Here is a 9,196-nt window from a genome sequence, read left to right as displayed (position 1 = left end):
ATTAAGCTCATGTTGCTGGCATCAATTTTGATGTCCAAAATTTTGTTTCAATTTAATGAAACGATTTATTGATTAACGTTTTGCTTGTTCAGTTTTCAAGGTTCATGTTTGCGTCGCTTGTTTCAGCGACTTTTTTTATAATAACACTAAGTGTTGTTTGTTGTCAACACTCTTTTTTATTTCTTTTCGTTAAGTCATTGCCCTAACGACAAATAGAATCATAACCCATATTCATTGTAATTGTCAACAGAAATAGAAAAAAAGATTTGTTTTTAAGATAGATTGTGGCTTGAACAAACCTTTCTTCCTATTATATGGCTACCATTGTTTTATTTTAACGGATTTACTTTGTAATAACGGTGCATAACTTCTCCACTTTTAGAGATGAAGGGTTCTACTATAATATATTCATTTTGAATTAAGTATTCCACAAACACTTCTAAGTCCTTAGAATAAAATTCTAACTCTGGATGTTCATGTAGCTCTTGAATTTTCCAGTACTCTTGAGCTTTCATAACTTCTATAATATGCGCAGCGCCGTCTTCCGTTCGTGAATGAATGAAAAATTCACTCGCTAAAAATAATAATTCTAACCTTTTAGGTAATGACTCTTCACTTAGCACTAGTTCTTCATACAATTTATAGATTGCTGGTTCAATTTCTTTTACTTGCGACCAAATCGACACTTCGGGATATCCTCCACTATCGATAACAGAAAGGCGTCCTAAATGATGTACAGATGACAGCACATGAATATAAGCGTCTAAATAGTTACCTTTGGCGTATTGTTCTTTTCCTTCTAAATAACGTCGAATTAATTTGGCAAACTGAATGCCTGTCTTCACATTACGTCCGTTGTAAGGGAATGTTTGCATCTGTAAACGTAAATTTTGCAAATAATCTTCACGTTCAAATAAAATCTCCCCAAACAGTACCCAGCTTATTACTTTACGATTGGAACCATTTTGTAACCATTTACGCAACATTTTTTCTGTTACAATATGTGTCGCTACTTTTTGCTCTCCAAGTATGTAATGTTTCGTTACAATAGGGGCTTTTGCTTTTTTAACAACGATAAGCAATATCGAATCAAATGTATCCGTAATATTACTCTCATTTTCTTTTATATCATATTGGATAATACCTAATGTTTTCGCTTTTTCGATGCGTTCTTGGTAAATTGGTCTTAATAAGTGATCCATTTTAAATTAACGCTCCTTATCCTTTAATTACTATAGAGCTACTTTCGACAAACCTTCATATTTCCCTTCTTTTTAACTCAATTTAAGCTTGAACTCTCTCACCACTTATCGACCTTACCATTTGATTGGAGTGGGAGACTCTAGTGTGACAATTGATTAGGCTATTTAAGCTTGGCCACTGTAAGTAGACGCTATCGTCAAGTAGTTCCTAATTCGAACGTTAAAAATCATCGGATTTAGCTAATGTGGTGAGTAGTTCACAAGCCTTTTATGTTATAGTAAACTTTAGACTGGAGGCTTAATATGTATGAAAAAATATAATAGTAAAATCAATAAAATACGTTCATTCGCGCTCTCACTCATTTTTATCGGTTTCGTCGTAATGTATGGCGCAATCTTTTTTAGAGAAAACCCTTGGCTAGTTGTGATTTTCATGTCACTTGGCCTACTATGCATCTTCGCTAGTACAGCTGTGTACTTATGGATTGGACTACTTTCTACTCGGGCAGTACAAGTAGCCTGTCCTAACTGTGGCAAACATACAAAAGTTCTAGGTCGCGTAGATATGTGTATGTATTGCAATGAGCCACTTACCTTAGATCCTACACTTGAAGGTAAAGATTTTGATCAATCTTACAACAAAAAGTCGTAAGTATACGAAAACCCCATTACCGACGTCAATCTGTTGGTAATGGGGTTTACTTAATTAACTTGATACCTTTTGTTTAGCTGCTAAACAAGCTGGGCACGTACCGTATAATTCAAGACGGTGAGAATTTACTTGGAAGCCTGTTACTTGAGAAGCACAATGTTCAATCTCATCTAGACCAGGATACTGGAAGTCTACGATTTTGCCGCAATCTTCACACATAATGTGATAATGATCATGCGTAACAAAATCAAAACGACTTGAAGCATCCCCGTAGTTTAACTCTTTAATTAGCCCCGCATCTTTAAACACGCGTAAATTATTATATACTGTAGCCACACTCATATTTGGAAATTTATCTTCCAAAGCTTTATAAATCTCATCAGCTGTTGGGTGTGACATAAATTGAATCATATACTCTAAAATCGCATGGCGCTGTGGGGTGATACGGATTCCTGCTTGTTTTAGCGTGTCTAACGCTTCAGTTAAATGCAATTCAGACATCGCCATACACCTCTCTTCATAGCAATTACTATTTTATAATCGTTATAATTAGTTTAGCTGACTGTGTCATTAGCTGTCAACTTTTAACTACGGGGGGTATAGCCAAGCGCACACTTAAGCGTTTAATTCACGTAAAGCTGTCAATACTTCGTCACTGTGATTTTTCACTTTTACTTTACGCCACTCCTCAACAATATTGCCCTCTTTATCAATTAGAAAAGTTGAGCGCTCAATCCCATAATATTCTTTGCCAAACATTTTTTTAAGCACCCACACACCGTATTGCTCACAAACTTCATGTGTCGTATCAGCTAACAAAGTAAATGGTAACGCGTGCTTTTCAATAAACTTTGTATGGCGTGCCTCATCATCTGCACTAACGCCTAAGATTACAGCATCGTACTCACCATACTGCGCACTGTCGTCTCGAAAATTACAAGCTTGCGTCGTACAACCTGGTGTCATGTCCTTAGGATAAAAGTATAAAACAACATTCTTTCCTAAAAAGTCATGTAAGCTAACAGGCTGACCATTTTGATTATTTAACGTAAAATTTGGTGCTAATTTTTTCATTTCATTTTCCTCCTTACTTATTCTACTTTAACTATGCCAACAATTACACTGACATTCAAATTGTTTGGCGAATTTGTTTTATTACGTCTACAATAGAAGAGAGTTATAACTAGGAGGAATTAGCATGAATTTTACTAAATCAGAAGCTTTATATGAAGAAGCACAAAAACATATTGTTGGTGGTGTTAACAGTCCATCACGTTCATATCGTGCTGTCGGTGGCGGTGCCCCTGTAGCAATGGAGCGTGGCGAGGGCGCTTACTTTTATGATATAGATGGCAATCGTTATATTGATTACTTAGCAGCTTACGGTCCTATCGTCACAGGGCATGCACACCCACATATTGCAGAAGCTATTACACGCGCAGCAACGACAGGTACATTATTTGGTACAGCTACAACGCATGAAGTGAAGTTTGCTAAAATGTTAAAAGAAGCTATCCCATCAATGGATAAAGTACGCTTTAACAATTCAGGTACTGAAGCTGTAATGACAACAATTCGTGTCGCTCGGGCTTATACAGGGCGCACAAAAATCATGAAATTTGCAGGTTGCTACCACGGTCACTTTGACTTAGTATTAGTTGCCGCTGGCTCTGGTCCTGCGACACTTGGCACACCTGACTCAGCAGGTGTAACGAAGGAAACAGCAGCTGAAGTTTTAACAGTACCTTTTAATGACCCAGAGGCATTTAAAGCTGCTATGAAAAAATGGGGTAATGAATTGGCTGCAATTTTAATCGAACCAATCGTTGGCAACTTCGGTATTGTCGAGCCTAACAAAGGCTTCCTTGAGCTAGTTCACGAGCTAGCGAAGGAATACGGAGCACTAACGATTCATGATGAAGTCATTACAGCTTTCCGCTTCCACTATGGTGCTGCGCAAACTTTACTTGGCTTAACGCCTGATTTAACAGCGCTTGGTAAAGTCATTGGTGGCGGTCTACCTATTGGTGCTTACGGTGGCCGTAAAGAAATTATGGATACTGTTGCTCCACTCGGTCCGGCTTACCAAGCTGGTACAATGGCTGGCAACCCTGCTTCAATGCAAGCAGGTATCGCTTGTCTAGAAGTATTACAAACACCTGGCATCTATGAAGAAATGGATCGCCTCGGCAAAATTTTAGGGGACGGCGTTGTAGCGCTAGCTAAAAAGCATGGCGTTACAGTTAGCGTTAACCGTGTTAAAGGTGCACTCGCGGTTTACTTTACAGATGAAGTTGTCGAAAACTACGAGCAAGCTGAAAACTCAGATGGCGAAATTTTTGGTCGCTTCTTTAAACTGATGTTACAACAAGGTGTTAACTTAGCGCCTTCACGCTATGAAGCTTGGTTTTTAACGACAGAACATACCGAAGAAGATATTAACGAAACACTGAGAGCCGTAGATTACGCCTTCTCACAATTATAATTTGGTAGCGGTTAACTTCGGTTGACCGCTACTCTTATTTTACGTTACATTTACAGTAATCATTGCACAGAGAGGATTAACCGTATGAAATTAGGTGCTCGCGTTCTTAAAACAGGAGTTGCTATTGTATTTGCTTTGTTTTTAGCAGAACTTTTTAATTTACCATCTCCTATTTTTGCAGGAATCGCCGCAATTTTTGCCATTCAACCTTCCATCTATCGTTCATATTTAACGATTATTGAACAAATGCAAGCGAACTTGATCGGTGCTACAATTGCTGTTATTTTCAGTTTAGTATTTGGTCACCAAATTGTAGCAATCGGTATCGCTGTTATTTTAACGATTAGTTTAATGCTGAAATTCGGGTTAGAAAAATCACTATCTTTAGCACTCGTAACCGTCGTAGCCATTATGGAAGTGCAGAGCGACGACTTTTTAACATTCGCCCTCATTCGTTTCGCTACTATTTTAGTGGGTGTGCTCGCCGCATTTGTCGTTAATTTGATTTTTATCCCGCCTCGCTATGAAACGAAGCTATTTAAAAAAATTTATTTTTTGCAAGATGACATTATTCGTTGGACACGCCTCGCGATTCGCCAAGCTTCTGAACACACTTCAACCAAAGCAGCACTCGCTAAATTTAAAGAACGTATGAACCGTGTAGAAACCTTTTATGGCTTTTATAAAGAAGAACGCAGTTATTTTAAGCATAAGAAATATGTCAAGGCACGAAAACTCGTTGTCTATCGCCAAATGATTACTACATCTAAAAAAAGTTTAGAGCTTTTACAACGACTGCATAAGCACGAAAACGAAATTGCTCAACTTCCCGAACAGTTTCATTTAATGATTCAAGAGCGTCTTGATTTTTTGCTCACTTACCACGAACAATTGCTGCTAAAATATACGGGCAAACTAAAGCCTGAGCATAGCGAGTGGTACGAGAAAACAGATTATATTCAGCGTACAGAGTTAATGGACATTTTTATCAAACAAATCTCAATTGCTTATGAGGAGGAAGAGACAGAGTTCTCTAGTTATCATTTACTTTATATTTTATCGCGCATTTTAGACTATGAAGAAAATTTAGAACACCTCGATACATTAATCGTTGCTTATCAAAATTATCATGGTGAAGAAATCAACTTAGAACTTGAAGATGAAGTATATTAAAAAAATAAATTAAAATGACCTGTACTGTTTGCTTTATTCAGTACAGGTCATTTCACTAAATATGGTAACTAATTTTTCATTTTAGGATCAAAAGCATCCCTTAAGCCATCTCCCATTAGATTAAAGCCTAATACTACTAACATAATAGATAGTCCCGGGAAAATCATTGTCCATGGAGCAGTAATGAAATAGCTGCGAGCATCCGCTAACATTTTACCCCATTCCGGTTGCGGTGGTTGAGCACCTAATCCTAAAAAACCTAAAGCTGCTGCTTCAATAATAGCTGTAGCAATAGCTAGTGTACCTTGTACAATAATAGGAGTCATTGCATTAGGCAAAATATGTGAAAATAAAATACGACGATCTGACATGCCAATCGCTTTTGCTGCTGTAATATACTCCTCCTCTTTAATGCTAAGTACCCTTGAACGAATAAGCCGACCAAAATTAGGCACGTTAATAATGGCAATCGCAATTAAAGCATTTTGTAAGGATGGCCCTAGTACCGCTACAATTGCAATCGCTAACAAAATACTCGGAAATGCTAATAAAATATCGAATAAACGAGAAATTATAGTATCTATCCAACGTCCATAATAGCCCGCCATAATACCTAGAAAGCTTCCTACAATTGCAGAGGCAATTACAGATAGAAACCCTACCAATAGTGAGATGCGCGCACCTAAAATAACACGTGAATAAACATCTCTGCCTAAATCATCCGTACCAAACCAATGCTCTGCAGAAGGTGGCTGCAGCTTATTCGCAAGCATTTGTTCATTGATACCTTGAGGTGCGAGCAGGGGGCCAAATATCGCTAAGCTCACAAAAAATAATACGAGCATTGCGCCAATGAGAGCAATTTTATTTTTCTTGAAGCTACGCCAACCATCTCGCCAAGGCCCAGACTTACGCTCTTTCACTTGCTTCTTAGGTGTTACAATTGCTTCAGACATTCGTCATCCCTCCTCATTTATACTTGATGCGCGGATCGATCGCACTATATAGAATATCTACCACCAAATTAATCATGACGAATAAAAACGCTATAATAAGTACACCAGATTGAATTACAGGATAGTCTCGAAAACCAATTGCATCATAGACATAACGCCCAACACCTGGCCAGCTAAATATCGTCTCTGTTAAAATTGCGCCACCTAGGAGCATACCCGACTGTAAACCAATTACAGTTAATACCGGAATAATGGCATTTTTTAATGCGTGCTTATACACTACGATAAACATTTTTTGCCCTTTGGCCCGCGCTGTACGCACATAGTCTGAGCGCATTACTTCTAACATACTTGAACGAGTCATACGTGCAATAATTGCCATTGGAATAGTAGCTAAAGCAACACCAGGTAAAATTAGATGCCTTATTGTCGTAATAAACTGATCGAAACGTCCTTGTATTAATGTGTCAATTAAATAAAAGTGCGTAATGCTAGTAACGGGATCCCTTACATCGCCTCGACCAGAAATGGGTAGCCAACCTAGTTCTGTACCAAATGCCCACTGTCCCATAAGCCCTAGCCAAAATATCGGTACTGATACGCCAATTAGCGCAATAACCATTGCCATATAATCAAACCAAGAATTTTGAAACCAAGCTGAAATAATACCTGCATTAACACCAATAACAATCGCAATAATCATCGCGAAAATAGCTAACTCTGCTGTTGCTGCAAGATAAGGGTAAATCTCTTCTGTTATCGGTACTTTAGTACGGATTGAATCACCTAAATCTCCCGTTAAAATACCACCTAGGTAATCAAAATATTGTACATACCAAGGGTTATCTAATCCTAAACTGGCGCGCAATGCCGCTTTCGCTTCTACAGTTGCTTGTTGTCCCAATATTACTTGAGCGGGATCACCAGGAATAGCACGAATCATAAGAAATACGATAAATGACATTCCGAACAAGACAGGGATTAATTGTAATAATCGTTTTCCAATATAGTGAAGCATACTCCTCACCTCTTTATAAATTCTTGTTGTTGGCAACTCCTATACAATAAAAGAAGGAAGGGAGGCTTCCCTTCCTTCTTTTTATCATTTCAGCTCTACTTCTAACAATTTATCTGAGCTAGTTGGATGTGCTACGTAGTTGCTTACCTTCGCTGTTGCCGCAAGTAATGGCGTTGAGTGTGCTAGCGGAATCCACGGTGCGTCCTCATGAATTATTTCTTGTGCTTTCTTGTACATCTCATTACGCTTAGCTTCATCTACTTCAGTCTGTGCATCTGTTAATAGTTTATGCAATTCATCATTTTTATAAAATGTGTAGTTATTGCTACCAATATTATCTTCATCTAATAATGTATAAAGGAAATTATCGGCATCACCATTATCACCTGTCCACCCTAATAAGAATGAGTCCGCGTCGCCTGCAGTTGCTTTCTCTAAATAAGTTGCCCACTCAAAAGATACAATTTTAGCCTTCAATCCTACATCTTCAAAGTTTTTTTGAATAGCTTCTGCAATTTTTTGCCCATCCGGCATATATGGTCGTGGTACTGGCATCGCCCATAGTTCAAATTCCTCACCATTATAGCCTGCTTCTTTTAATAATTCCTTCGCTTTTTCCGGATTATAACCATAGCCTTTAATATCTGAATTATGAGCTTCTAATACCGGTGGTAGTGGCGTATTAGCTACTTCCGCATATCCTTCAAAAAAAGCATCTACAATTGCTTGTTTATCCACAGCATAGTTTGCAGCTTGACGCACTAACTTATCGTCAAATGGTTTGCGTGAAACAGTTAAACCAAAATAGCCGACATTCATTGATGGGCGCTCGATTAATTGAAGTTGATCATTACCTTTAACACCTGCCGCATCTGATGGATTAATACCATCTGCTACATCAATACTACCAGCTGATAATTCATTTAAACGTGCTGAATTATCTGGTATTGCACGATAAATAATCTTATCTAGCTTAGGTAAACCTTCAACATGATAACCGTCAAACTTCTCAATTGTAATAGCATCATTACGCTTCCATTCTACAAATTTAAATGGTCCTGTACCTACTGGTGCTTCTGCCATTTTCTTTTCGTCTGCTTCAAAAGCTGTTGGACTTAGCATAGCAAACGCTGACATCGCAATATTACGTAAAAATGGTGCTTGCGGAGTACTTAGTTTAAAGACAACCGTATGTTCATCTTCCGCTGTTACGGATTCAATAACATCCTTTTCATCTAAACGAAACTGTGAGTGATAATACGCAAATTTATCATCGCCATTTTTCCAACGCTCTACGTTTTTTACAACAGCTTCTGCATTGAAGTCTGTATCATCATGGAATTTAACACCTTGCTTTAATTTAAAAGTGTATGTTAGTCCGTCATCACTTTTCTCCCAAGACTCTGCTAACAACGGATTTAACTCCATATTGTCTTTACCGAAATCTACTAAAGTTTCAGTGACATTTACAAGTACCTTATATGATTCACCATCTGTTACAATAGCAGGGTCAAGTGCAACAGAATCACCGCCACGACCAAAGACTAACGTGCCGCCTCCTTCGCCATTAGCGGTACCATCTGATGAACCATCTTTGTCACTACCTGTTTCTTTCCCCTTATCTCCACATGCAGCTAACATCATCGTCAAAGCTAAAATTGCTAATAGCCCTAACCTTCTCATTACTTTTTTATTCAAACTAACCCCTCC

9 protein-coding genes are annotated in these 9,196 nt (G+C 38.1%); 3 read left to right on the top strand and 6 right to left on the bottom strand.

Annotation, left to right across the window (positions count from 1 at the left end):
- Positions 1-329: 329 nt before the first annotated feature.
- The gene (locus DDE80_RS05010) at positions 330-1,202 is read right to left on the bottom strand and encodes a nucleotidyltransferase-like protein (RefSeq protein ID WP_108306576.1); all 873 of its coding nucleotides are present in this window, start codon (positions 1,200-1,202) and stop codon (positions 330-332) included.
- A gap of 307 nt (positions 1,203-1,509) precedes the next feature.
- Between DDE80_RS05010 and DDE80_RS05005 the strand changes: the two genes are divergently transcribed.
- Positions 1,510-1,854 (top strand): YgzB family protein, encoded by a 345-nt coding sequence (locus DDE80_RS05005; protein ID WP_108306575.1) that lies wholly within the window; start codon positions 1,510-1,512, stop codon positions 1,852-1,854.
- A gap of 54 nt (positions 1,855-1,908) precedes the next feature.
- Here DDE80_RS05005 and perR read toward each other — a convergent pair whose 3' ends face one another.
- Together perR and bcp are read right to left on the bottom strand one after the other, a co-directional pair.
- A complete protein-coding gene (perR, locus tag DDE80_RS05000) occupies positions 1,909-2,355 on the bottom strand; it encodes a peroxide-responsive transcriptional repressor PerR (protein ID WP_108306581.1) in 447 nt (148 codons plus the stop codon).
- Between the two features lie 114 nt (positions 2,356-2,469).
- Positions 2,470-2,928, bottom strand: a complete 459-nt coding sequence (bcp, locus tag DDE80_RS04995) for a thioredoxin-dependent thiol peroxidase (RefSeq protein WP_108306574.1) — start codon at positions 2,926-2,928, stop codon at positions 2,470-2,472.
- Positions 2,929-3,052: 124 nt separating this feature from the next.
- Between bcp and DDE80_RS04990 the strand changes: the two genes are divergently transcribed.
- Both DDE80_RS04990 and DDE80_RS04985 read left to right on the top strand, forming a co-directional pair.
- Positions 3,053-4,339, top strand: coding sequence for a glutamate-1-semialdehyde 2,1-aminomutase (locus DDE80_RS04990; RefSeq protein ID WP_108306573.1), 1,287 nt, complete (start codon positions 3,053-3,055; stop codon positions 4,337-4,339).
- Between the two features lie 84 nt (positions 4,340-4,423).
- A complete protein-coding gene (locus DDE80_RS04985; RefSeq protein WP_108306572.1) occupies positions 4,424-5,512 on the top strand; it encodes an FUSC family protein in 1,089 nt (362 codons plus the stop codon).
- 68 nt (positions 5,513-5,580) lie between these two features.
- Here DDE80_RS04985 and nikC read toward each other — a convergent pair whose 3' ends face one another.
- The 3 genes from nikC to DDE80_RS04970 form a co-directional block, all read right to left on the bottom strand.
- Positions 5,581-6,468, bottom strand: coding sequence for a nickel transporter permease (gene nikC, locus DDE80_RS04980; protein ID WP_108306571.1), 888 nt, complete (start codon positions 6,466-6,468; stop codon positions 5,581-5,583).
- 13 nt (positions 6,469-6,481) lie between these two features.
- Positions 6,482-7,486 (bottom strand): ABC transporter permease, encoded by a 1,005-nt coding sequence (locus DDE80_RS04975; RefSeq protein ID WP_108306570.1) that lies wholly within the window; start codon positions 7,484-7,486, stop codon positions 6,482-6,484.
- Between the two features lie 84 nt (positions 7,487-7,570).
- Positions 7,571-9,184, bottom strand: coding sequence for an ABC transporter substrate-binding protein (locus tag DDE80_RS04970; RefSeq protein ID WP_427901795.1), 1,614 nt, complete (start codon positions 9,182-9,184; stop codon positions 7,571-7,573).
- Positions 9,185-9,196 lie beyond the last annotated feature (12 nt).

Source organism: Metalysinibacillus jejuensis (assembly GCF_003057615.1).
GTDB lineage: Bacteria > Bacillota > Bacilli > Bacillales_A > Planococcaceae > Metalysinibacillus > Metalysinibacillus jejuensis.
This window is presented reverse-complemented; position numbering and strand designations above follow the sequence as displayed.

Coding starts and splice junctions, on each gene's coding strand:
- bcp (WP_108306574.1), bottom strand. CDS start 2,928: ATGAAAAAATTAGCACCAAATTTTACGTTAAATAATCAAAATGGTCAG.
- DDE80_RS05005 (WP_108306575.1), top strand. CDS start 1,510: ATGAAAAAATATAATAGTAAAATCAATAAAATACGTTCATTCGCGCTC.
- DDE80_RS04975 (WP_108306570.1), bottom strand. CDS start 7,486: ATGCTTCACTATATTGGAAAACGATTATTACAATTAATCCCTGTCTTG.
- DDE80_RS04990 (WP_108306573.1), top strand. CDS start 3,053: ATGAATTTTACTAAATCAGAAGCTTTATATGAAGAAGCACAAAAACAT.
- nikC (WP_108306571.1), bottom strand. CDS start 6,468: ATGTCTGAAGCAATTGTAACACCTAAGAAGCAAGTGAAAGAGCGTAAG.
- DDE80_RS05010 (WP_108306576.1), bottom strand. CDS start 1,202: ATGGATCACTTATTAAGACCAATTTACCAAGAACGCATCGAAAAAGCG.
- perR (WP_108306581.1), bottom strand. CDS start 2,355: ATGTCTGAATTGCATTTAACTGAAGCGTTAGACACGCTAAAACAAGCA.
- DDE80_RS04985 (WP_108306572.1), top strand. CDS start 4,424: ATGAAATTAGGTGCTCGCGTTCTTAAAACAGGAGTTGCTATTGTATTT.